23 protein-coding genes are annotated in these 22,498 nt (G+C 45.4%); 12 read left to right on the top strand and 11 right to left on the bottom strand.

The genetic code is table 11. From position 1 onward, the window contains the following. The first annotated feature begins 90 nt into the window (after positions 1–90). A complete protein-coding gene (locus VEA_RS19810; protein WP_006740925.1) occupies positions 91–957 on the top strand; it encodes a hypothetical protein in 867 nt (288 codons plus the stop codon). 91 nt (positions 958–1,048) lie between these two features. On the opposite strand, the gene nagB is transcribed toward VEA_RS19810, so the two are convergent. Beyond that, a complete protein-coding gene (nagB, locus tag VEA_RS19805) occupies positions 1,049–1,849 on the bottom strand; it encodes a glucosamine-6-phosphate deaminase (RefSeq protein ID WP_006740926.1) in 801 nt (266 codons plus the stop codon). Between the two features lie 374 nt (positions 1,850–2,223). On the opposite strand from nagB, the gene VEA_RS19800 reads away from it, so the two are divergent. Beyond that, complete coding sequence (locus VEA_RS19800) at positions 2,224–2,475, top strand: DUF3081 domain-containing protein (RefSeq protein ID WP_005392042.1); 252 nt, start codon at positions 2,224–2,226, stop codon at positions 2,473–2,475. Positions 2,476–2,626: 151 nt separating this feature from the next. Here VEA_RS19800 and VEA_RS19795 read toward each other — a convergent pair whose 3' ends face one another. Continuing rightward, positions 2,627–2,980, bottom strand: a complete 354-nt coding sequence (locus tag VEA_RS19795; RefSeq protein ID WP_005392041.1) for a MaoP family protein — start codon at positions 2,978–2,980, stop codon at positions 2,627–2,629. Positions 2,981–3,128: 148 nt separating this feature from the next. Here VEA_RS19795 and VEA_RS19790 point away from each other — a divergent pair, with 148 nt between their 5' ends. Beyond that, a complete protein-coding gene (locus VEA_RS19790) occupies positions 3,129–4,022 on the top strand; it encodes a LysR family transcriptional regulator (RefSeq protein WP_006740927.1) in 894 nt (297 codons plus the stop codon). An 81-nt stretch (positions 4,023–4,103) separates the two neighbouring features. Here the strand turns inward: VEA_RS19790 and VEA_RS19785 are convergent, their stop codons facing one another. From VEA_RS19785 to VEA_RS19775, 3 genes are all read right to left on the bottom strand, one after another. Then, a complete protein-coding gene (locus VEA_RS19785; RefSeq protein ID WP_006740928.1) occupies positions 4,104–4,799 on the bottom strand; it encodes a pirin family protein in 696 nt (231 codons plus the stop codon). A 9-nt stretch (positions 4,800–4,808) separates the two neighbouring features. Continuing rightward, entirely contained in the window at positions 4,809–5,252 is a 444-nt protein-coding gene (locus tag VEA_RS19780) for a DoxX family protein (protein WP_006740929.1), read from the bottom strand. Between the two features lie 327 nt (positions 5,253–5,579). Then, complete coding sequence (locus VEA_RS19775) at positions 5,580–5,783, bottom strand: hypothetical protein (protein WP_017633816.1); 204 nt, start codon at positions 5,781–5,783, stop codon at positions 5,580–5,582. A gap of 194 nt (positions 5,784–5,977) precedes the next feature. Between VEA_RS19775 and VEA_RS19770 the strand changes: the two genes are divergently transcribed. The 3 genes from VEA_RS19770 to VEA_RS19760 all read left to right on the top strand — a co-directional run bounded on the left by VEA_RS19770 (position 5,978) and on the right by VEA_RS19760 (position 8,730). After that, a complete protein-coding gene (locus VEA_RS19770; protein ID WP_006740930.1) occupies positions 5,978–7,345 on the top strand; it encodes an AlkA N-terminal domain-containing protein in 1,368 nt (455 codons plus the stop codon). Further along, on the top strand, positions 7,342–7,824 hold the full coding sequence (locus tag VEA_RS19765) for a methylated-DNA--[protein]-cysteine S-methyltransferase (protein ID WP_006740931.1): 483 nt from the start codon (positions 7,342–7,344) through the stop codon (positions 7,822–7,824). The genes VEA_RS19770 and VEA_RS19765 overlap by 4 nt, the downstream gene beginning before the upstream one ends. Positions 7,825–7,911: 87 nt before the next feature. Next, a complete protein-coding gene (locus VEA_RS19760; protein WP_006740932.1) occupies positions 7,912–8,730 on the top strand; it encodes a hypothetical protein in 819 nt (272 codons plus the stop codon). 79 nt (positions 8,731–8,809) lie between these two features. Here the strand turns inward: VEA_RS19760 and VEA_RS19755 are convergent, their stop codons facing one another. Further along, positions 8,810–9,418 carry a DUF6198 family protein gene (locus tag VEA_RS19755; protein ID WP_006740933.1) on the bottom strand — a complete coding sequence of 203 codons (609 nt, stop codon included), beginning with the start codon at positions 9,416–9,418 and terminating at the stop codon, positions 8,810–8,812. Between the two features lie 202 nt (positions 9,419–9,620). Here VEA_RS19755 and VEA_RS19750 point away from each other — a divergent pair, with 202 nt between their 5' ends. Further along, positions 9,621–10,016, top strand: coding sequence for a GFA family protein (locus tag VEA_RS19750; RefSeq protein ID WP_006740934.1), 396 nt, complete (start codon positions 9,621–9,623; stop codon positions 10,014–10,016). Between the two features lie 37 nt (positions 10,017–10,053). Here VEA_RS19750 and nhaD read toward each other — a convergent pair whose 3' ends face one another. Both nhaD and VEA_RS19735 read right to left on the bottom strand, forming a co-directional pair. Then, positions 10,054–11,484, bottom strand: a complete 1,431-nt coding sequence (gene nhaD, locus VEA_RS19745) for a sodium:proton antiporter NhaD (RefSeq protein ID WP_005392020.1) — start codon at positions 11,482–11,484, stop codon at positions 10,054–10,056. A gap of 420 nt (positions 11,485–11,904) precedes the next feature. Beyond that, positions 11,905–12,930, bottom strand: a complete 1,026-nt coding sequence (locus VEA_RS19735) for an acyltransferase (protein ID WP_006740935.1) — start codon at positions 12,928–12,930, stop codon at positions 11,905–11,907. A 251-nt stretch (positions 12,931–13,181) separates the two neighbouring features. Between VEA_RS19735 and VEA_RS19730 the strand changes: the two genes are divergently transcribed. Next, positions 13,182–13,772 (top strand): TetR/AcrR family transcriptional regulator, encoded by a 591-nt coding sequence (locus VEA_RS19730; RefSeq protein WP_005392013.1) that lies wholly within the window; start codon positions 13,182–13,184, stop codon positions 13,770–13,772. 130 nt (positions 13,773–13,902) lie between these two features. Beyond that, positions 13,903–14,760 (top strand): alpha/beta fold hydrolase, encoded by an 858-nt coding sequence (locus VEA_RS19725; protein ID WP_006740936.1) that lies wholly within the window; start codon positions 13,903–13,905, stop codon positions 14,758–14,760. 174 nt (positions 14,761–14,934) lie between these two features. On the opposite strand, the gene VEA_RS19720 is transcribed toward VEA_RS19725, so the two are convergent. After that, positions 14,935–17,481, bottom strand: a complete 2,547-nt coding sequence (locus VEA_RS19720; RefSeq protein ID WP_006740937.1) for a glycosyl hydrolase family 18 protein — start codon at positions 17,479–17,481, stop codon at positions 14,935–14,937. Positions 17,482–17,850: 369 nt separating this feature from the next. After that, positions 17,851–18,354 (bottom strand): DUF2850 domain-containing protein, encoded by a 504-nt coding sequence (locus VEA_RS19715; protein ID WP_041853152.1) that lies wholly within the window; start codon positions 18,352–18,354, stop codon positions 17,851–17,853. A gap of 326 nt (positions 18,355–18,680) precedes the next feature. Between VEA_RS19715 and ppnP the strand changes: the two genes are divergently transcribed. Together ppnP and VEA_RS19705 are read left to right on the top strand one after the other, a co-directional pair. Further along, on the top strand, positions 18,681–18,965 hold the full coding sequence (gene ppnP, locus VEA_RS19710) for a pyrimidine/purine nucleoside phosphorylase (RefSeq protein WP_005392006.1): 285 nt from the start codon (positions 18,681–18,683) through the stop codon (positions 18,963–18,965). 131 nt (positions 18,966–19,096) lie between these two features. Beyond that, positions 19,097–19,378, top strand: coding sequence for a hypothetical protein (locus VEA_RS19705; RefSeq protein ID WP_041853103.1), 282 nt, complete (start codon positions 19,097–19,099; stop codon positions 19,376–19,378). Between the two features lie 3 nt (positions 19,379–19,381). Here the strand turns inward: VEA_RS19705 and VEA_RS19700 are convergent, their stop codons facing one another. Then, complete coding sequence (locus tag VEA_RS19700) at positions 19,382–20,530, bottom strand: GGDEF domain-containing protein (RefSeq protein ID WP_006740940.1); 1,149 nt, start codon at positions 20,528–20,530, stop codon at positions 19,382–19,384. 533 nt (positions 20,531–21,063) lie between these two features. On the opposite strand from VEA_RS19700, the gene VEA_RS19695 reads away from it, so the two are divergent. Next, a complete protein-coding gene (locus VEA_RS19695) occupies positions 21,064–22,404 on the top strand; it encodes an MATE family efflux transporter (protein ID WP_006740941.1) in 1,341 nt (446 codons plus the stop codon). Positions 22,405–22,498 lie beyond the last annotated feature (94 nt).

Below are 22,498 nucleotides of genomic sequence, written 5' to 3'. Positions count from 1 at the left end.
GAAATCTTGTTTCTCTGACTTCAAGCCGTGAAATCAATACGTTACTATGATGACATAGTGTTCAGTTTTACAGCAGCATGAGGTACCCACATGTCTGAAAAAATATCGACGTCGGCATTAGCGAAAATGCGTAAGGTTGAAGCCAAGCTGTTGTTTGCCGATCTCAAACGTGCTGGCTACATTGTTCGCCAAGACGAAAAATGGATTCTGACGGAAGAAGGCGCCAAGTTTGGCGGCGAGTATGTGGATCACCCTAAATTTGGCCAGTTCATCGTCTGGCCGACCAATTTACATATTGAGCTGACTTCCAGCTCAGGGAAAACATTAAGCGCCACGCAGCTGGGTGAAAAGCTGAAACTGAATGCGAAGCGCATGAACCAACTGTTGAGTGAGTTGGGGTGGATCGCCAAATCTGAAGAAGGTTGGAGTGTCACTGAAGCTGGTATACGCGCTGGTGGCCAGCAAAGAACCGATAAAGAGACACAAAATACCTTTGTCGTATGGCACGATGTGGTGCTGCGTAATAAGCGTCTTAAGCGGTCTGTCATTGAATTTTTAGGGCAAGATGCGGAGTCACACTCCACGGATAAATCTTACTCAAGCTTTCGCCAAAAGTTTGAAGCCAAACACCGAACATTAGATGGGCATTACGTGCGCTCTAAGGGGGAGTTGCTCATCGACAACTGGCTGTACTTGGCTGGTGTGGTGCACGCTTATGAACGTCAGCTGCCGATTGACCAAGATGTCACCAGTGATTTTTATTTGCCAGGCGGTAAAGTCTATTTACAGTTTTGGGGAAGTGATACTGGGGAGATGGCTGAGGCTGACCGTGAGACCATTCGTACTGTTTATGAGCAGCATCATTTTAACCTTATCGAAGTCGAACCGAGTGAACTAGACAAGTTAGATGAAGTGCTGCCTAAGCGTCTTCGTCAGTTTGGTATTAAAGCTTATTAACGACTTAAGCCCGCTGTTCAGATAAGAAAAAACCCGTGATCAATCACGGGTTTCGTATTTTTAGCGTGCATCTAGGCTGTCATCCTATGGATTAAAAACCTTTGATGTTTTCCGCTTCTAGCTCCGAGAAGTACTTCACAGTCTTCACTTTCAGTTCTTGTTGAGCTGGCTCGTCACATACGATCACTGCTTTAGGGTGAAGTTGAAGTGCAGAAACCGTCCATAGGTGGTTTACACAACCTTCTACTGCTGCTTCAAGTGCTTGAGCTTTGTTATGACCTGTTACCAGAATCATCACTTCTTCTGCGTCTAGCAGTGTACCCACACCGATAGTCAGTGCGTATTTAGGCACTTGGTTGATATCGCCGTCAAAGAAGCGAGAGTTCGCAATGCGAGTGTCTTCAGTCAGTGTTTTGATGCGAGTACGAGAAGATAGAGATGACGCTGGCTCGTTGAACGCGATGTGACCGTCGTTACCCACGCCGCCCATGAACAGGTTGATCTTGCCGTAAGACTTAATTTTGTCTTCGTAACGCTTACATTCTGCGTCGTGATCGTCAGTGTTACCGTTCAGTAGGTTGATGTTTTCTTCTTGGATATCAATGTGATTAAAGAAGTTGTTGTACATGAACGAGCGGTAAGACTCTGGGTGATCTGCAGGGATGCCAATGTACTCATCCATGTTGAAAGTCACGACGTTTTTGAAGCTCACTTCGCCGGCTTGGTAAAGCTCGATTAGGGCTTTGTAGGTTGCTAGAGGAGTGCCACCAGTTGGTAGACCCAGAACGAATGGACGCTCAGCAGTAGGTTTAAAGTCGTTGATACGCTTAGCGATATGCGCAGCTGCCCACTTACCTACTTGTGCTGCTCGAGTTAACGGGATAAGTCTCATTTTGTGCCCCTAGTTATTGGAATTTACGATGTACCGAAACATTAATTCGCATTATAAAATAAGTAATGACGAACTGCTATTGTTTTAGGTCAAAATTTTGCTTTTTCTTTAACCAGTGTTGATTTTATCGACTGTTTTTATATCTAAATGCTTTTATAAGCCGATTTTTTACAAAGAAATTGCATTATGAAACTGACGAATTGATAGATAAAATTTATGATCTAAATTAAGTTCTGTCTTCGCACTTAACCTTGTTTTTTAACAACCTACAGAGTGTGAAACCGCACACGAACTTCAAATATTATGGGATGGACATGGCACGACGCTCATTCCTTAACCATAATTGAAATGTGTAAACCAGTGAGGAATTCGGTATGAAAAATGAGTTAGATCCGAGCAAAGTACTACAGGCTTACGAATGTGTGATGAACAACGGTACACCAACCGAATTTGGCAAAATGTATGAAGGTGTAGAAGCGTTTTCCGATTACGACGGGTACAACGTTTTCTTACGAGGGAATGGTGTTGAGCTAAAGGTTGGCTTCCACAATACCTATCAATTGGAGTACGACCAAGAGCACTTGAAAGAGAGCTTTTTGAAAAAGATCGCGATGCTTGCCAAGTAGACTAGCACTAAATACTAAAAAAGCCCTTGGGAGAACGCGCCCTTGGGCTTTAGGAGAAGAAATGAGCTTGTTTTGCTCGCTCAGTCAAACCAAACGAGCTTTCGCCTATTACCTACTGCTAGAAAAAGGCGAGAATTAGTTTATTTGGTTATTAATCGTCTTCGACCAAACTCTCTTCAATGTAATCTTCTGTCGCGTCAGGCTTATTACGACCATTTAGCGTGTGGAAGCGCTTGCGACCACGAGCAAGTTGGGTGTACTTTAGCCACGTACGCTCAAGTTTTGTTTTTGCTTTGCCTGGGTTTTCTAGCACCTTGATGAAGTGTTTCTCTTCGCTATTTTCAGGTGTTAATTCGCCTGACTCTAAGCCAAGCATAGTATCCCCATAAATTGTTAGGATTTCCTCTTCCGAGAGAGTAAAATCGCCAGACTTTGCAAAGCCGCGTGGGAATTTTACGTTGTCGTAAAAACGTTTTTTGCCATGACGGAATTCAGTGTCAGACATGTCAACAGCCTCTGTAACCGTTATTGATGAATGTAGTGAACTACGGCGAAAATTAGGCGTAAAGCTAACAAAAGAAAAACAAAACTTTTTTGTCGTCATGATTTTAATTAGTTGTTAATCTGGTTTTATATTAACCAGGAGATGGTTTATGGATGTAAAAGTCTTTCGAACATTTTTAGAGCTGGCAAGGGTTCGTCACTTCGGACGCGCCGCTGAGAATCTTTATATTACCCAAGCTGCAGTGAGCGCACGTATCAAACAATTGGAAAGTTACTTCGATACGCAATTGTTTATTCGTGATCGAAATAACATAAAGTTGACCTCTGCAGGTGAGCGCTTAATCAGTTATGCAGAGGTGATGGTCACCACATTGCAACAAGCGAAGCTAGAGTTATCGCTTGAAGATGGCAAAGCGCTGCAATTAACGTTAGGCGGTACGCCAAATATTTGGGACGCTTACTTGCAGAACTGTTTAAGTGTCGTCACTGATTCATTTGGAGGCTATGGCTTCATGGCAGAAGTGATGGGGCGGGAAATGCTCAGTCGCAGCTTGCTAGAGCGCACGTTAGATATGGCATTTGCGTTCGACCAAATCAAAGCTGATGAGCTTAACTGCAAAAAAGTGGCCGATGTTGTTCTCGTTCTGGTATCGACTGAGAAAGACTCTTTAGACACCGTTTTTGAAAACAAATACGTGTATGTGGATTGGGGAACGCGCTTCTCATCAGAACATTCTGAACGTCACCCTAAGATCCCGGCTCCGTATCTGCGCACGTCAACGGCGCGCATTGCATTGGACTTTATTTTAGAGAAGGGCGGTGCCGCTTACTTACCCATCTCTCTGGTAGAGCCCTTTATCGCCAATGGGCAGCTTCACAAGGTGTCTGGCGTAGAAGATTGGTATCGCCCTATCTATTTGAGCTATCGTAAAGCTAGCTCGTCGGTAGACGCGATTAAGCAAGTGGAAGAAATTGTCAAAGAGATTGATCCACTGACGGCTTACAGTTTTCAGCAAATTGGTTCCGGCACTTCCGACGAATAGCGTTGAGTGAAAAGTCAGAGAAATTAAAAAGCCGCCTTGGAAAATCCAGGCGGCTTTCTTTTTATCTCGATGAATCGATAGTTATGGCAAGTCAAATAGCAGGGCGGTTGTGCTCTCGTTTGATGTATTGCGTAAAACAACCTTACTTTGCTGTTCGACCTTCGCGCCGTCGCCCGCCGTCAAGGTGGTATTGTCGATGCTAAGGCTTCCCGTTACTTGGTGAACGAATAAGTTTCTACCCGATTCTATCTCAAAGTTAAGTTCGCTATTTGGTTCAAGAATTAACTGATGTAATGTGGCATCTTGCTTAATAAGTAGCGTACCGTTTTCTCCTGTTGGAGTCGCGATGGTTGTTAATCCAGGCGTGCGACCAAAGTCTTTTTGCTGATAACCTGGTTTGGTTCCAAATGTATTTGGCTGAATCCAAATCTGTAGAAAGCGCAGCGTATCTTGGTTCGACGCATTGTACTCACTGTGGTAAATCCCTTTCCCTGCCGACATGAGTTGGAATTCCCCGGCGGGTAATGTTTTCACGTTACCTTCGCTGTCTTTGTGCGCGATAACACCTTCCAGCACATAGCTGATGATCTCCATATCACGATGGCCATGTGTATCAAAACCTGCGCCAGGTTGGACTACATCGTCATTGATGACTCTCAGCTCAGAAAAGCCCATATGTTGTGGATCGTAATAGCTACCGAAAGAAAACGTATGTTTGCTATCAAGCCAGCCAAAGTTTGCTCGACCTCGGTCTGCTGCATGTCTTACCGTAATCATAGAGCCTCCTTAAGAGAGCTTTTTGTTTAAGAAGTTATCTAATGCTGCTTTACCTGCGCCAGAAAACGCCAGTGAAACACTTGCTGCCAGTAAAGCTAAGCCAAACTCGTAACCGTTGTTTGCCATGAACAAACCGTTTTCAAAGTGGACGGAGAATATCGCTACCACCATCGTGAACGCTAAAGCAACGGCTGCTGGGCGAGTTAGCAGGCCAAGCAAGATGAACAAGCCGCCAAAGAACTCTGCGCTGCCAGCAAGGAATGCCATTAGCACGCCAGGACCTAAACCGATGGATGCCATCCACTGACCTGTACCTTCTAACCCATAGCCACCAAACCAACCAAACAGTTTTTGTGCGCCGTGCGCCATAAAGATAATGCCGATTGGAATGCGAAGTGATAGTGCGCTGTAACCTGCGTTTGAAGTGGTGATTTTCTGTAATAGTGCTTTCATGATTCTGTCCTCTGACTCTTTTCAATGAGTGGGAAGCGTGTGCTCCCGTGCTGTTGAGAACAGTTTAGGTGGCGGTGAGAATAAAAATAACGGGAGTATTTTGATAAACTCGTTCTAAAAAATTGAATAATGGATTTTTGTTATTTTTAATCAGTTGCTTGAGTGTTTTTTATGAGTTTTTTTATGCCAGTTTTGTCGTGTTTTAAATCAGGTTCCATCATTATTTTCGATAAACATTTTTGCTGTTAAACAAAAAAAAGAGCACAGGTTGCTGTGCTCTATTGCTTTCGCTATTAACAAGGGAGAAAGGTGTGTTAAAGAAAACCGTCAGAGGTTCATTAAGCTCTCTAGTGACTCCTCTACATTGTTGTAGTGATAGGTTCGAATATTACGCCCATCCGTGGCATTAATTTGAATTTCTGAGATCTCGTTATCTGAGTCTCGTTCGATAATTCCAATTGAATGATCTACGGATTTACTGGTAATAACCTTTTGGTTTCTTAGTACAATTACGCAAGTGTGTAAGTCCATGCCAATTCCCTTTAGCCGACGTTGTTGTGATGTTCTGAATCTAACTTTAGTGTACAAAAGCGCTAATGCCAATAAATCTCAATATTGAGTTCCGAAAATGGCTAATTGTAGACGCTTAAGCAAGCTACAATAACATTATATTGAACGATGCCTATGAACAATAAATGACAAAAGGCATGAGCAAGGAAAGCACTATGTTTATTCACCCCCATACCTCACTGACTTTCGAGCAGTGTCATAAGGCGCGAGTCGCGCGAGACAGCCGCTTTGATGGGCGATTTTATGTGGCTGTGAAAACAACGGGGATCTTTTGTCGCCCAATTTGTCCGGCTAATTTACCTAAAGAAGAAAATGTAGAGTACTTCACCGATAAAGCGCAAGCTCTCCAAGCGGGGTACCGTCCTTGTTTGCGTTGTCGACCTGATAGCGCGCCGGGTTCTTGGGCATGGAAAGGCGTAGAAACGACCTTTCAACGAGCAATTTCGTTAATTGATCGAGGGGAGTTGCATCACCACTCGGTGTCTGAGCTAGCAGAGCGTGTTGGGATTTCGGATCGCTACTTACGTATGTTGTTTGAGCAGTATCTAGGCATGTCACCCAAGCAGTATGCGCAATATCAACAATTAATGTTCGCCAAACAGTTACTTCATTCCAGTTCTATGTCGGTCACGGAAGTAGGCTTTGCCGCCGGTTTTAATAGTACACGCCGCTTTAACGATGCTTTCCAAAAGTTTCTCAAACTGACGCCTTCTCAAGTCCGTCGCAAAGAGTTTGACGGTATGGGTAGCAATCGAATTGCCTTGCCTTATCGAGGTGAATTGAATTGGCAGCACATGTTGGACTTCTACCGTTTACGAGCGATTGAGGGGGTTGAGCTGGTGAGTGATGAGAGTTATCAGCGCAACGTTTGTCTGGATACCAGTAAAGCGTGGTTTAAAGCAACCAAAGGTGAAGGGTACCTAGAGCTAGCGTTTGAAATTGAAGACGTAACGAAGCTGCAAAACTTGGTGTCTGACATTCGTCGTATGTTCGATCTTGACGCCGATATTTGTACTGTTGAGCAGCATTTGGATTATGTTGCTCCCGGGCTCGTGTCGAGTAAAGGTATTCGGATTCCTGGTGTATGGAATGCATGGGAGGCTGGAGTTCGAGCGATTTTAGGCCAACAAGTGTCGGTTAAAGCGGCGATTGGTCAACTTAACTTATTGGTGACCACACTTAGTGGAGAGTCAGAAAAACGCTTTTTCCCGACACCAGATGCGATAGCTAATACCGACGTGAGCTTTTTGCGCATGCCGCAAAGCCGTAAAGAGACGCTAGTGCGCTTCGCCCAGTTCATGCAGGACAACTCAGAAACCGACCCCCAGCAGTGGCTAGCTTTGAAAGGCATTGGACCTTGGACAGTCAGTTATGCTCAACTGCGAGGGCAATCTCAACCCGATTGCTTTTTAGATAAAGACTTGGTGGTGAAAAAGGCGATGCAGCGTTACCCATCACTGAATATGCACACTGCGGCCCCTTGGGGAAGCTACGCGACGTTTCACTTATGGAATCAATCATGAAAACATTTTATACCGAAATGCCGAGCCCATTAGGAACGGTGACCATCCAATCTAACGCAGAGGGCTTGCTTGGCATTTGGTTTGAAACATGCACCACTAAGCCGAGTGAACTGGGAGCGCGAGACGATCAACACCCGATTTTGCGCCAAGCTGTTACCCAGTTGAATGAATACTTTTCTGGCCTACGCAATGAATTTGAGCTGCCTTTGGCGGCTACAGGCACGGATTTTCAAAATCAAGTTTGGCAGGCACTAACGACCATTCCATACGGCGAGACGTGGAGCTATCAAGATCTCGCCAACGCGATTGGCAACCCTAAAGCTGTGCGCGCTGTTGGGTTGGCAAACGGAAAAAATCCTATTTCTATCGTGGTGCCTTGTCATCGCGTTATTGGCAAAAGCGGTAAATTGACAGGGTATGCTGGTGGAGTAGAGCGCAAGCAACGTTTACTTGCGTTGGAGCAAGGTACACCGCTTTAAGTGAGGCGATTTAAGCGTGCTACACAGGGGAAACGATAGTGTAGAGTTTCATATTCGTTATACGAATAGAAAAAGGATAATAAGGACATGCCTTTCAAAACGGATTTTGATGCATTCATGAGTGAGTGTTGGCAGCATCACGAAACACAGCCCGAACAAACTTATGCTCAATTGGAAACGGCTCTGAGTGAGGTGGAAAACGTTAACCACATCGAGCGAATATTCGCATTGATGCTGCACACCGCGATTGGGCACCTCCAGCGTCCAGAACCGTTTCTTGTTTGTTTAGAGCGCTTTGATGAACGCAAGGTTGCCGAGAGTTCGGCATTGCAACGCAATATTGCCGTTGCGCGCTACTTCGTAGATGGCACTGTCAATATGGAATTATTGGAAGAGCAAGACCAACGACGAGTTTACGCTCTGATTTCGAATGAACTTTCTGCGCTTGCTCAGCTTGAACTGGCGAGCCAATGGCTGGCGAAAGCCGCGCTAGGTATGACACCACAAGATGCTGAAGGGCCGCTAGCGCGCTCTATCGCAATCACAGCAAACAACTTGGCGTGCCAGTATGAAGCGCTGGCTGAGCGCACGGATGTGGAAAAATCGAGGATGCTAGAAGCGGCGAAGCTCGCGTTGGATTACTGGAAAGTGGCGGGTGGTTGGATGCAAGAAGAACGTGCTGAGTATCGCTTAGCGATGAGTTTACTCAAAGCGGGTGAAGCCGGACAAGCCAAGCAGCATGCCGAGCGCTGCGAAGCCATTTGTCAGCAAAATGGTGGTGACGCGTTTGAGCTGTTCCATGCGCATGATTTGCTGATGCAAGTGCACTTCCATCTTAGCCAGAAATATAAAGCTCAAGTGGATGTGGGGATGCAGCAATACTGCACAACGAGTTCGTTGACATGATCTCAACGTTGAATAAAAAAGCCCCGAGCGAATGGCTCGGGGCTCATATTTTGTAAGTTCACTCATTACACGATGTTGATTAAGCTATTTGCGCTTTTGCCTGGTATCGTCCTGGTTTATGGTTCATCGCCAAAATCAAGTTTGTCGCCACGGCACCTAGGACGGATAGAGCGATAAGGTGCACATCCACAATGAACAGCGACATCACTACGATGGCACAATCGAGTGCCATCTGAACTTTACCTGCTCGAATCCCAAAACGTTCCTGAAGGTACAACGCTAAAATGTTAAAACCGCCTAAACTCATCTTGTGGCGGAAAATCACCAACATACCTATTCCAATTAACCCACCACCTAGAAGTGCTGCATAGAAAGGTTCGATTCGTGAAATTTCAATCACATGGTGCAGATGATCGACCGCAAAAGAAACAATCGAGACCGCAATGAAGGTATTAATGGTGAAGCGCCATCCCATGCGCATTACAGACAAAATATAAAAAGGGAGGTTGAGAGCGAAAAATATCTGACCAAAGCTGAAGTCACTCACTTTGGTAAGGAAGATCGCCAAACCAGCCGTACCGCCGGTGAGCAATCCTACTTTGCTGAAAAATATTACCCCAAGCGACACTAACGCACTGCCGAGCGTCAGAGCCAAGAGGTTCTCTCTTAGGCTATGATCTTTATCCATAAAATTTTTTTCCTTGGTTTAAAAACCTCGCCGGAGACAACACGTCCATCCAACGAGATAAACAGTTGCCAAAATAGCAACTAACAAATCGGCCAATAAAATGTCGCGAAAAGTGATGAATGTCGAGTTTTTGGACAAGATTGTGCTGATGCTAGCCTGTTTAACATAATGTACACAGGTAGAAACACAACAAGGAAAAGTTATGATTAAGAAAGTCGGCACTACCCAAATCAACGCATTACATCGACTGAGTTGTCACTGCGGAAAAGTTGAGCTGGAACTTGCATTACCTAATGGTATTGAGAAGCCGAGACGATGTGATTGCTCCATGTGTCGACGTCGCGGCGCGATTGTGGCATCTGTGCCTCTGAATGGTATTCGTATCGTGCAAGGCGAAGACGTTTTGAAGCTGTATCAATTTAACACTCGCACAGCGAAGCACTTTTTCTGTGGCGAATGTGGTATTTATACGCACCATCAGCGTCGCTCTGACCCGAGTGAGTACGGCTATAATGTCGGCTGTTTAGAGGGCGTCAACCCATATGAATTGGGAACTATCGAAGTGATGGATGGCGTTAACCATCCATCCGACCGTTAGGTTGCATTGCAAGTTAAGTGACTAATTCTAGGTGCTTTTAAGTAAATAAACCGCTATTCATCCACAAGTGTACCGCAATACTGGCAGCATAACCCAAGGCGATGACGGGAGCCCATTTTAGGTGGCCAAAGAAGGTATATTGACCACGCGCGGCTCCCATTAATGCGACACCAGCAGCAGAGCCAATTGAAAGCAAGCTGCCCCCCACACCCGCAGTCAATGTGACAAGTAACCAGTTCCCCATCGACATGCTTGGTTCCATGGTCAGTACAGCAAACATAACCGGAATGTTATCGACGATGGCAGACAGAACACCAACCATCACGTTGGCCCAGACAGGGTTCCATTGGTTGTACATGACGTTTGAAACCAGTTCGAGATAGCCAAGTAAGCTCAAACCGCCGACACACATCACTACGCCGTAGAAGAACAGCAAGGTATCCCATTCTGCGCGAGATACACGGTGGAACACGTCAAACGGAACGACTGAACCTAAGCGTTTTAATGCGTGATCGTCGCCATTGGCAATTGCCATGGCCGCTTTTTTTGCCAAGGAATGTTTGAGTGTTTGGCGTAAGAAGTAGCCGAAAAATTGTAAGTAGGCCAAGCCCATCATCATGCCCATAACGGGTGGGAAGTGCAGCAAAGCGTGGAAAGAGACTGCGGTGGCAATCGTCAGAATGAATAGTGCGACAATACGTCTCGCGCCGCGTTTCAGTTCTACGTGTTGGTGAATCGTATTCGGTTTGGTGTTTGGAACAAAGAGTGACATCAAAAATGCAGGAACCAAGTAGTTCACCAGTGACGGGACGAATAACGGGATGAATTCAGCAAAGCTGACATGCCCGGCTTGCCACACCATCAGGGTCGTAATGTCACCAAATGGGCTGAATGCACCGCCAGCGTTGGCAGCGATAACAATGTTGATACAGGCAAGATTCACGAATCTAGGATTATCACCAGAGACTTTCATCACCACAGCGCACATCAAGAGGGCTGTGGTTAAGTTATCGGCAATCGGTGAAATAATAAAGGCGAGAAACCCTGTCAGCCAAAACAGCTTTTTGAAGCCAAAGCCTTTGCCGACCATCCACGCCTGTAAGGCATCGAAGAGTTTGCGCTCTTCCATAGCATTGATGTAAGTCATCGCTACTAATAAAAACAGCAGCAGTTCCGCGTATTCCAACAAGTTGTGTTCTAGTGCGGATTTGGCGATTTCTGGCTGGTTGTGTTGAGCAAAGGTGTAGCCAATCAGAATCCAAATTAACCCTGCAGCGAGCAGCACAGGCTTGGATTTTCTCATTTTCAGATACTCTTCCAACATAACCAGTATGTAAGCAATCGAAAAGATAATGAGAGCCGCGTAACCGACACCAGAATTAACAAGGTTCAGTTCATTGGTGGGGGCAGCAAAGGTGGCGCTAGAGAACAACAAACAGCAGAAAGCTACAATTGGATAGATTGGCATAGACATTTCTCCTTTGTCTGGTTGGAGAAATATTAGCCACAAATTAATGAGTTAGTTGTGAGAGAGCTCGAATTAACAGTAGGAGTTAGGAAATGATAGTGTGCGCCACTATTTTCTGAGTGACGCAATGCTTGCTGCGCCAAATAAAACCACAGCGGCATACAAACCGTAAGTTAACCAATGGCTAATCTCTAAAAAAGGAACGAGTCCTTGACCTGCCCACATACAGCCTCCGTTTAATGAGCAATGTTGTAATAGTCGAGCCAATTTAAAGGAAATGAACAATGTTTTTTGTGAGTGACGGCAAATTCTGAAGGATTAGAAAGTCAAAAATTGGTCAGTGAGAGAGAAATCTCATTTTTAACTGGCTAGCTCTAACCCTTTTGAGCTAGAGCTAGCTATATCGAGCGCTGAATGGATTTAGCGCAGCAGCCATTTTCTCAACGGCGAAGCCTCAATTGCTTTCACAAGTATTATGGTTGCGACAATCGTTGCAGGATAAATAAATGCGTCTTTCGCGAGGTGTTGCAACCCGATAAATCCAGCGACATTCATCATTATAATTATCACAAGCAGATGGCTAACATAAATGCCTAACACGCTAGGAGATAGTTTGAATACCCAAGGCATATCGCCAAAATGTGGGTGGACTAAGAGCCACATGAAGACACCCACGGCCCAGATAACAGTACCAAACAGGAAGTCGTGAGAATTAAAAGCGACCTCGTGTTGCATTAGCCAATAAGCCTCACCAAAATGCAGCGCCGTACCAAGAAGAATGCATCGAATCGTATTGTTTCGCGACCATCGCCACTGCTCTTCTCGTGCTAGATAACCCAGTGTTACCAGCAACGTACTGAAAAACGGCCCATTACGAGTAAAGAAAGGCGCTGGCAGATCGGTAATGGTCAAATAACTGCCAGCAAACACGCCGTATATGTATAGCAATACAGCGGTTGGCAGTACCAATTGAGCCATATTGATATGCACGAGGAAGGCAATTAAGGCAACGGCAATGACCAGAGCTGGAATAAACCACAGGTGAACGAGCCCGCCTTCGACGAGTGAATTGAGCGGGGTCGACATTAAGTAGCCCCAGTAGCCCTGCCTTTCGGCGAGATACCCCGCCTCAGCGACAGTTTGCCACTGGAATGGCATCAATAAACTGAGCACGCTCCAAATGAGCCAAACCTTCATCAGTGGTTTGGCGTAGTTTTTTAGTGTTTCGATAGGTGCGCGGCTTAGCTTGGGCTGGATAAGATAACCAGAAATGAGAAAAAACAGTGGCACAGCAAAACGAGCCAATTGGTTGAGCATATAGCCAACCCACGGTATTCCATCCCATTGCCAGTATGTCAGGGCCATCTGGCAGTGCAATCCTATAATTGCAAACATCGCAATAATACGCGCAAACTCTAAGCTGGCTATTTTTTGTTTCTTTGCCATTACATTACTTACCTAAATAAAAAAACTTAGGTGAAAGTAGCAGGTTGTGGCTGAATTAATGCGTGAAAAAGTCAACAGACTCGCGCTTACACTGAAGCTGTGTTTAAATTTAAGACTTACTTCAAACTTCTTAATTATTAACCCATTAACCAACTCAATACGTGATTAGCGAGTCGAAAATGACACTAATGTATGGTTAGACCAGTTAACTCTAGATTGCAAAAAAGAACGATCGTGCTAAAAATAAGATTATGCAAAAAGGAAAAGTGACAAAAGAGTTTATTCTGCAACGGGCTTTTGAGATTGCCAGCGAAGACGGATTAGAAAGTCTTACGATTGGTGAGTTAGCCAAGCAATGCGGTATGTCGAAAAGTGGTCTGTTTGCCCACTTCAATTCGAAGTTGAATTTACAACTATCGGTATTGGAGCACGCCAATAAAGTGTTCGCTGCTCGGGTTATTGAGCCTGTTCGTGAAGCAGGGGATGGCAATATCGAACGTAAAATTCGAGGGTTGCTCGATTCTTGGATGACTTGGAACCACGCATTTCAAGGAAGTTGTATGTTTCTAGACGCTTGGAATGACACGGCAGATAAAGATTGCCCACTTCAGGCCGGACTGCGTAAATCCATAGACACTTGGCTGAGCTACTTGGAGATCCAAATAACGAAAGGCAAAGAGAAGCAAGAATTTGCAGCAGACTTAGATACACGCCAAGCAACGTTTGATTTATACGGTCTTTATTTGAGTGCGCATGTTTTTTACTCAATTAAAGGTGAGGAAGAAAGCTTGCGCCTGTTTTGGCAAGGGATCGACAACTTATTTTCTCGCTGGAAAGGCTGATACCAGTTATTCGCTTTCCAGATTTGTAGACATAAAATCATAAAGAGCGGCTGAGTTCGCTCTTTCTTATCAGCATAAAAAGCACGACCGTTCTATTTTTTGTGCGTGGCTGATAGTTAAGGACATAATCATGAGTGAAAAAATTTACTTTAATACATCGCAACGTTTCAGTATTAAGCGCAGTTTGGTGAACATTAGTACTCGGTTACACCACACACTTGCCCCGTCACATGCAAAGAATACCGCGCGTAAGTTGCTCCTGACACCTGCTCGCACAGCACCTAAAAACACCGAACCTCAAGGACTTGCCAAGGGTGAAATTAAAGGGCATGCAGGCATTATCAAAACCTACACTTTGGGCTCTGGACCTATTTGGGTGCTAACTCATGGTTGGTCTGGCACCGCAAGTCAGTTTTATCCGTTGATGGAACATATTGCGTCGAAAGGGTTCACCGCTTTGGCATACGATCATCCAGCACATGGTGAGAGTGAAGGGCAGTATGGGCACATTCCGGGTTTTGTCAAAGGGTTAGAAGATGTGTTAGATACGGTAGACGATATTGTTGGTCTAGTTGGGCACAGCATGGGCACCGCTTCTGCTCTTGAGTGCAGACATAGCAAATTAGAAAACAAGCCTTTACTGCTTATTGCACCGGTATTGAATTACGTAGAGAACCTATTCGGTAGCATTGCGCGTTCAGGTTATTCGATGAAGCTTTTTAATGCTGTGGTTTCAGAAGTTGAAGATCAATTTGGTTACCCATTACAGTCAATTGATCCGCTGAAGCGTTTGGCTGAGCGCTCGTCTCCAGCCATCATTGTTCATGATGAGCAGGATAAGTTCACTAAGTACAGTATTTCTGCACAAGCCGCTGAAGAGATTGAAAATGTTGAGTTAGTGACAACGCAAGGTCAAGGCCATGGCCGAGTGATGAAGTGTGGACAAGTCTTCAGTAGTTTTGACCGTTTACTCGATCGTGCTTGGTAATCTTCATGCTTGCTAATTGGCTCGGTCCGTTTTGGGCTAATTCGATTTGAAAGTAATACCTCGGATTGTTTTTCGTCTATGGTATCGCTTTTCTCGTTATGAGATAAAAACAAAAAAGGACAGCCGAAGCTGTCCTTTGATCGTTAACTTTACAGAAAGTCTGCAAGGTTGGGCTTAGTTACAGTTAGCTACGCCAACTTCTTTCCAAACGCCCCATTCGCCAGATTGGCTAGGATCGTCACCCTGAGTCCACCATTTCGCTTCCCAAGTTTTACCTGCATGAGTGACTTGGTTGCCGCCAGTGTACACTGCGCTTGCATCCCATGCGTTGTCACAGGTACCAGGGTTTGGATCGGTTGTATGCTGTGCAACAACAACAGTTGCGCTTGCCGTTGAAGACGCTTTGCCGTCGCTCACACTTACGGTAAAGCTTAGGCTAGTGTCTTGCGGGTATTCAGCAGCAGTGAAAGTTACTTTAGAACCTTCAACCGTTGCGTTCAAACCTTGAGGAAGCGTCCAGTTGAAAGTAAGAGTATCGTTGTCTGCATCGCTAGAGGCTGACGCATCTACAACCACAACGTCACCAGCGTTTGCTGTTGCTGGAGCAACAACTTGCGCTACTGGCGCATTGTTCGCTGGGTCAACCACACCTGCTGGCTTCACAGTTACTACAACAAGGTCAGATGCCGTTGCACCTTCGTTGTCAGTCACTGTCAGCTTGAAAGTTAATTGCTCCTCAACAGTAACCTCTGCTGCATCAAAGCTTGCTTTCTCTGTGTCTGCGCCTGCTAGTACCACTGCTGTACCAGATACTTGTTCCCACGCGTAACTCGCGATAGTACCGTCAGAGTCTTTCGATAGGCTACCATCTAGAACCACACTTGCTGGGCCAGTTACAGATTGATCTGCGCCAGCAGCTGCGGTTGGTTTACGGTTTGGTTGAGGAACTACACCGCCAGCCATACCTTCGTGCATTGCGTTGAGAATGTCGCCGTTATCCGCGTCGATTTCCCAAGAGAATAGACCCGCTAGACCTAGAGACTTAGCGTAGCTACCTTTTGCTAGCACTGAGCGATGGTCATCAAATGTGATCAACTCACCCGTTGTGCGGTTCCACACCCATGGTGCTTCTGCTTGTGCATCATAGCCGTACTCGAAGCCGTTGATGCCAGTGTTGTTGGCACCTAGCATAAATGACTTAATGCCTTTGTAGTCGATTACGCCATCTTCCCAAACACCTTGCGCTGTGCTGCCCTTCAGTTTACCTGTTGCAGTACCTGTCATTGGGTCATTTGGATCGGTTAGCGTATCTGGAGTTACGCCTTCCCAGCCACGACCGTACATTGCTGTACCAAGTACTAGCTTGTTCGCAGGAACGCCTTGAGCAAGAAGAAGCTGGATGCCGTTATCTGCTGTGTAAGCAGGACCTTTGTACGGTTCGCCGTTCTCATCAAGGCCACTACCGTCACACTGACCAGGGCGCATGAATGAACCACAGTAAAGCGCAGTTTGGTGACCAGGAACGTTGTTCCAACCGCCATAGAAGTCGTAAGTCATCGCGAAGATGTAGTCCATGTATTGAACCGCATCTGCATAGTCTACGTCTTCAATCTTGTCGTAACCGACACCGATAGCTGACGTTAGCTCGTAAGTACGGCCTGTCTCAGCTTCTAATTCATCAAGCATTACGCGCAATTCACGCATCAGTGCGATGTAAGCAGGGCCATCGTTTACAGGGTCGCCCTTATCCGCGGCTGCACCGCCGCCACCTGGGAATTCCCAGTCGATATCAACACCGTCGTAGAATTTCCAAGTTTTCAGGAACTTCTTAACCGATGCGACGAATGTGTCTCGGTTTTTCTTGTCTACGAAATCGAAGAATGGGTCAGACAGCGTCCAGCCACCGATAGATGGGATGATTTTTAGATCAGGGTTACGTTGTTTCAATGCCATTAGCATTGCGTAGTTACCCTTGATAGGTGTGCTGTATTCATGACCAGCTTGTGGGAAGCTCTTCTGATAAGCGGCCCAAGGGTCGTGGATCACGACTTCGTAGTCAGGCACGCCTGTACAAGCGGTTTGTAGTGCATTGAAACTGTTGCCGCCAACAGACTTCACAGACTCATTTGGGCCACAAATTGGGATAAAACCGTAAAGGATGTGAGTCAAGTTGTCGACTGGCATGTTATCGACCGTGTAGTCACGACCATAGATGCCCCACTCAACAAAATACGTACCCATCACGACGCTTGGATCGGTATTGTACGTTTTGTTGTTTGGATCAACATTCATCGTCAGTGGCTTCAAGTGAGAACCATCGGTATCTGCAATCGTGATTTCAGCTGGTGCGCTTTTCGCACAACCTGTCGCATCACACGCCTCGATTTCCATTTGGTATAGGCCGCCCTGACCATATTCAAATGTCGCTGTTGTTTGGCTACCAGTGATTGGGCCGGTTGCTACTTTTGCACCATCAAAATAGACGTTGTAAGTATCACCTGGCGTGCCACTCCACTGGTTAAACTTAACAGTGATCTTCGCTTGCTCATGGTATTTCACCATGTCGTAGTAGCCTGACGTGGTTTCCATCGCGAGTTCAATTTTAGAAAACTGAAGGTTGTTGGAACCGTACATATCGATACTTGGTGCGGTTGGAGCCGCAACTGCAGCACCTGATAGTGCTAAAGCAACGCCAGCTGCACATAGGTTAAATCGAATCATAACTTCTCTCTCAATCCTTGGATTCATGTTCTACCTAGAACATAGGCTGCTCTTGCACCAGATAAGATGATTGGATTTACTCCATGTGCAAAAGCATCACACTCAGCATTTCAGAGAGTTTTTTTTCGTCAAAAAAAATTAAGACGGTTTTCGAGGCACTTGAGAGAACTTAACTAAAACTCGCACTCTGTTACACAGAAAGTGTCAGACTGAGTCAATAATTTATAAAATCTCAGCAGAAACTAAAATTATTGTTTACTCAGTAGCGAGTGTGATAAATGCGATGAATACCTTATTTCATTGTTTATTAAGGTTTTGTTTCATCGAAGTAGAAAGATAATTGAAAGGAGAAATAGCCGTGAAGACGTGCTAGTCACGGCTGAAATGTTCACTTAATGCAGCGCGACGTTTTGAAGCCGCTCCGGTTTCTGAGCCTTGAACGGTATGCTCAAATCCCTTACGGATGAATCGTTGGTCTGGAATAAGAGGCTCAATACGGCGAATCTGAGGTGAAAGGTGAGAGCCCGAGATCTGGTACGCGGTTTTTCCTAATCCAGTGTTCAACGTGATGACCTTTCCATCGAATTCAAATTCTGTCGTGATGAGTCGATGGTTTCGATATACCCCATCCTCTGTGAAAGTCAGACGTTCTGTTTGGTAGGGTGGCGCGCCGATCTCAATCCACTCGCCGTAGACTTTTTCCGGGTCAATATGGTCTTGATAGGATAGGTGGATTTGATAGCTGAAAAACGCCAAAAGACCCACCCCGAAAACGGCAAATGCGCTTTTGAGGGCTTTGGATTGGTGGCGAGCCCAAAATGAAAGTTTTGGTTCCTGTCTTGTTTTCCGCCTTCGGCGAGCTGAGTCCGTCATTGGTCTACTTTTCTTCCCTTTTTTAATATGGTGGAAACCTTCCTTCTCAAAAACAAACAATCCCGCCATTAAGACTAAGAAATTATGATCTAATGTCCACTTTTACATTCAGATACACTCTTATTGATGATTTTATTGATTGCTAGCGTTAACTAATTCACCGACTTTATCTCACTAATTACGTCGTCTGGTTAAGCCTAGAAAAAGGTGGCCTCGCTCAGTAGCAAAGGATGTGCTTTATAACGTTGAGCTTAATGACTTTCAGAGCTTGAGTAACAGGAAGAAACAAGGTAAAAAAGAGCGGACTTTTGATAAGGAAACCAATAATGAGTATTAAGGAAAACAGCTATTTTGCAGGTAGTGTAAAATCACTAGGCTTTAACCAGAATGATCAGGACGTTAGCGTTGGTGTAATGCTTCCTGGTGAATACACGTTCGGCACTCAAGCGCCTGAGCGTATGACGGTTGTAAAAGGTGCACTTGTGGTCAAGCGTGTCGGCGAAAGTGATTGGACGACTTACCAAAGTGGTGAGTTTTTTGAAGTGGAAGGGAACTCTTCATTTGAGCTTCAAGTGAAAGACGCGACTGCGTATTTATGTGAGTACTTCTAAAGCGTCCTTTTTGCCTGTAATAAAGCCACCTTCGGGTGGTTTTTTCGTCTATGTGCTTCACTTATAACGCATCTTTTGGTTATTTGGGTATATACTTAATAAAAATGTACCCATCGACCAGGGAGGAAGTGATGGCAGTACAACGCAAGCATTCTGATCTCCCTCCTCGTTACGAGGACAAAGATCTCACCAATGAGCAAAGACATCGTTTTACCGAGGTCGCCAATGCTGCCCATAAGAGACGTGAATTCTATCGACGTGCTCTAGGAAAAGGCTTAATGGGCAAAGTGAAGGACCGTGCGTTTAAAGGCCAATTCGGTCGCCAGCAAGATAAGCCGAGCAGAGTGCTGCAAGCTGTGTGGCTAATCGTATTTCTGGTGCTGGGGCTATGGGTGATGCATGTATTCGCTTAACCGTTAGCAAGCTTCTGACACAGCCGGCGTTTCAGAGGCTGACTTCTCTTCGGTATTGCAGTGCTCGTAATACGCGTATTGGTTTTTCCCTGTGTGTTTAGCCGCATACATTGCTTTATCTGCGCACCGAGTCAATTCAGATAAATCCTTCGCATCTTGTTTGTAGATAGCAGCGCCCACACTCATCGTTAACTCGTTAATCATATCGTAGCTTCGGTAGCCTTTTGGGAATAGATTCACAATACGCTTCAAAATGCTGTCTAGGTCACCTTTACTGTTTATGTCGTACAGCATGAGCACAAACTCGTCGCCCGCAAATCGAGCGATGGAGTAGTCGTGTTTGTCGGTTTTTCTGTCTTTATGGCGAACATTGTTTTTTAATCGAGTTGCAAAGGCTTGAAGCACTTGGTCACCAATATCGTGTCCGTAGGTGTCGTTAATATGTTTGAAGTTATCAATATCAAGGAAGACCAGAGCAGTGATACTGTCATCAGATGAATGGTTGATCTCATCGAGCTTTGCTCGCGCCCAAGTTTCAAAGCTCCAGCGGTTGGCAAGCCCTGTGAGTTGGTCAAAATACGCCAACTCTTCAATCCCTTCACGATAAAGTGTTTGAATGTAGTTGAGGACTTTTGTGTAGTAATACGAGAATGTGTGACACACAAATGCAGTTGCTATCAAGGTCAGCATAAATCGTCGTTCTATGATGTCACTGGCTGTTGGTAGCCGATCTAAAAAAACGACGCCAAAAAAGATCAGTAAGATATAGGTGCCACTAAACAGCAGACCGACTTTAAACTCATTGATCAGCACCAGAGTGGCGACAATAGGGTATAGCCATAGCAGTTTGCCTGAGGGGGCATCGTTATACAGAAGTAGCAATAACCCTTCGAACATCAAGACTGCACTCAGCCATAGGTCGGCATATTGATGATGTCGTTGAACCTTTATCACATAACTGATACCTAAACAGGCTAAGGCACACAGAGCATGGAAAAAGCTTAATCCCCAATTATCCTCAAACAATTGAGCAATGGAGCCATAAGTTAAACATGCCGCGGCGATACTGGAGCATAAAAAGACAATTTTCTTTTTTCTTGTTGAGCGGATATCCGCCATTTCCTCTAAGCGTGCTCCAGCCAATGTCGACATTACGTATCCTTGCTTAATTAACGTGTACGCTTATTCTAGGCGGTATTTTAGCGATGAATAGAACAACAAAGTTTCCAAATGTGATGTCAGTCATTTTTAGTATGGGCCTAGAAGTGTGGTTTGGTGAGAGTGCTCAAAGCGCAACAAAGGCTTATAAAGTTTTCCATGGCGGATCTTTATGGCTTCAGATGGTTCGATTAATAATTCAAAGTAATGCATTTCCACCGCCGTATTTGCAGGATCTATCCTGACTCAACTCTGTTGGGAGTCGCATGAATGGCACCTTCTACCTATTGAGCTCATTGTTCGTCAATCGACGATCTCTAAATTCCGGCAATGAGTTTTTCGTTGTGAAAAAGCATTAGAAATATTTTTCCGAAACAGAGCGAAATATTGTTGTCGTTGTGCCCAATATGCGACTAGAATCCGCGCTAAATCACGGCCTCATATCGAGCTTCATTCGAGTTACTCTTTTTCCAAACTGCTTCACACATTTTGTGAGGCAGTTTTTAGTTGTAGGAAAGGTTAAAAACATGCCTAAAAGCCAAAACATCAACCAACGAATGTCCATCGTGGCATTGGCTTGGCCGATTCTTGTCGAAATTTTGCTACGGACGGCTTTAGGAACCAGTGACGTGTTCATGCTGAGTGGCTACTCAGACAAAGCGGTATCCGCTGTTGGTGTGATCACGCAGATTACCTTTTTCTTAATCATCGTTTCGACGTTTGTCAGCAGCGGAACGGGGATTTTGATTGCCCAATACAACGGCGCTGGGCGCGAGCAAGAGTCTGTGAACGTCGGCGTTGCAAGTATTGCGCTGTCCGTGATTGTCGGTGCGTTCTTGAGTGTGATTGCCGTGCTTGGCGCGATATTCCTGCTCCCGTATTACGGTTTGGAGGCACAAGTCGAGCAATACGCACGTGAATATTTGCTGATCAGCGGAGCGATGACGTTCAACGTCACCATAGGCATAGTCTTTACGACCATTCTGCGTAGCCATGGCTATTCACGCTCTCCAATGGTGGTGAACTTGATCTCGGGTGTGTTCAACATCATTGGTAACTATATTGCGCTTTACCAGCCATTCGGTTTACCTGTGTATGGTGTGCAAGGTGTAGCAATAGCAACCGTCGTCAGCCAAGTCATCGGTACGTTAATGTTATGGTTTATTCTCGCTCGCAGCAGCATTGAACTACCAATGTCGACCATGAAACAAGTGCCCGCAGAAATTTACAAAAAGATCTTAAAAATCGGCGGTATGAACGCGGGTGAAGTGCTGTCTTACAACGTGGCGCAAATCTGCATTGTGTACTTTGTGGTGCAAATGGGGACGGCATCGTTGGCGGCTTTCACTTATGCGCAAAACATTGCCCGTTTCTCGTTTGCTTTCGCGTTGGCAATTGGTCAGGCAGCGCAAATTCAGACTGGTTACTACATCGGTAAAGGTTGGGTGAGCAGCATTTTAAAACGTGTACAAATCTACTTCTTAGTGGGATTTGTGGCATCAACGGCGGCAACCACACTGATTTACCTGTTTAGAGAAGAGATTCTGCGCGTATTTACCGATCAACCAGAAATACTCGCATTGGCAGGCTCGTTAGTCATGGGCTCAATTTTGCTCGAAGCCGGACGTGTGTTTAACCTGATTTTTATCGCGGGGCTCAAAGGCGCGGGTGACATCAAGTTCCCAGTGCAAATGGGGATTTTGAGTATGTGGGGACTAGGCGTGCTTTTCTCTTACATCTTTGGCATCCACTTGGGTTATGGCGTTTTAGGGGCTTGGATGGCAATCGCACTCGATGAATGGGTACGTGGTATCATCATGGCAAGGCGTTGGCGCTCTCAGGTGTGGACCAAGTTTAAGGTGAGCTAACGGTTTTCGGTATCGCGCATCACGCTTATTCTGTTGTTAGAAACCAAAAAAGGCACTGTTAGTCAGTGCCTTTTGTTATTTAAAATCTGGAAGA

The sequence above is a fragment of the Vibrio antiquarius genome, assembly GCF_000024825.1.
GTDB lineage: Bacteria > Pseudomonadota > Gammaproteobacteria > Enterobacterales > Vibrionaceae > Vibrio > Vibrio diabolicus.
This window is presented reverse-complemented; position numbering and strand designations above follow the sequence as displayed.